Annotated in this window: 2 protein-coding genes; both read right to left on the bottom strand. The window is 35.5% G+C overall.

Annotation, left to right across the window (positions count from 1 at the left end):
* Positions 1 to 104: 104 nt before the first annotated feature.
* Entirely contained in the window at positions 105 to 404 is a 300-nt protein-coding gene (locus AC27HL_RS19525; protein ID WP_487082725.1) for a hypothetical protein, read from the bottom strand.
* Between the two features lie 68 nt (positions 405 to 472).
* Positions 473 to 928: a hypothetical protein gene (locus AC27HL_RS19520; RefSeq protein WP_487082724.1), complete on the bottom strand. Its 456-nt coding sequence runs from the start codon at positions 926 to 928 to the stop codon at positions 473 to 475.
* Between the last annotated feature and the right edge of the window lie 56 nt (positions 929 to 984).

The following is a 984-nucleotide window of genomic DNA, read 5'->3' as shown; positions in this document are numbered from 1 at the left end:
TAACGCCCATTTAAGGGGCTGATAATAGTTTGCTAAAATTGTGAAGCGAAGCGGAACCGAGCAAATTGTTAGCAGTCCCGCTTTAAATTCTTGTTAGGTGATTACTACTCCTGCTCCTTGGTAACTCTTTCTAAGTTACCATTAACATCAAATTGCATTGTTTCTACTGGCTGATTATTTTCATCTAATGCCACTTCGAACGCCTTTATCAAGTTTCCCTTACCATTTTTAACTGTCCATCCAGCACAAACACCTTTAAATGGAAATCTACGTTCTATAACTACCAATAACTTATTATCTGAACAGTAGTCTTCAACACGATACTCGTCACCGTTATCATCATTGTAATATATTGTCTTTGAACCATCTGACTCTTCAACAGTACGAGATTGCAACTTAATCACCTAACGCCTCGTTAAGAGGCAAATAACATGTTGGCTAAAATAAGCGACGCAGGAGCAAAAGCCAACTGTTATTTGTCCTGCTTTAACGACTTGTTATGCGTTTTTTTAAGCTGATTAATAATTTTAGTAAATATATTTTTATACTCGCCAAGAATTCTCAAACAGCCGAATGGATTACAAACTGATATTAACGAATGACCGTTATCAGTATTTTTTGAAAGAAACACTTCCCAATCATTTACTACAAAATTTTTGTGAGTATATACAGCATCAGAATTTATGAGTGTTTGAAAATTGAGATTTTCTGAGTAACTAAAATCGGCCTCAGCCATTTGAATCAATGTATCTAATCCTGATTCATGAGGGCAGGAGTAATTGTGCCAGTCTCCATTCCTTGTTTTATCACAATCCGCCATAAAACCAGTTTTAGTAATAAATGTTTCAATTAAAACATCCGCCGAACGGCACAATGGAGAAAAGAAAATAAAACATAAAAAGGCAACTTTTATTGCTGGATTCACCATACTCTCCTATACGCATAACGCCCATATTAAGGGGCTTTTTAATAGTTTGCCAAAAT

Source organism: Colwellia aquaemaris (assembly GCF_057548755.1).
Note: the sequence above shows the minus strand (reverse complement) of the source record. Positions and strands in the feature narration are given on the sequence as shown.

What these genes read in the sequence shown, in the direction of transcription:
- AC27HL_RS19520 (WP_487082724.1), bottom strand. Translation starts at nt 928, where the DNA reads ATGGTGAATCCAGCAATAAAAGTTGCCTTTTTATGTTTTATTTTCTTT.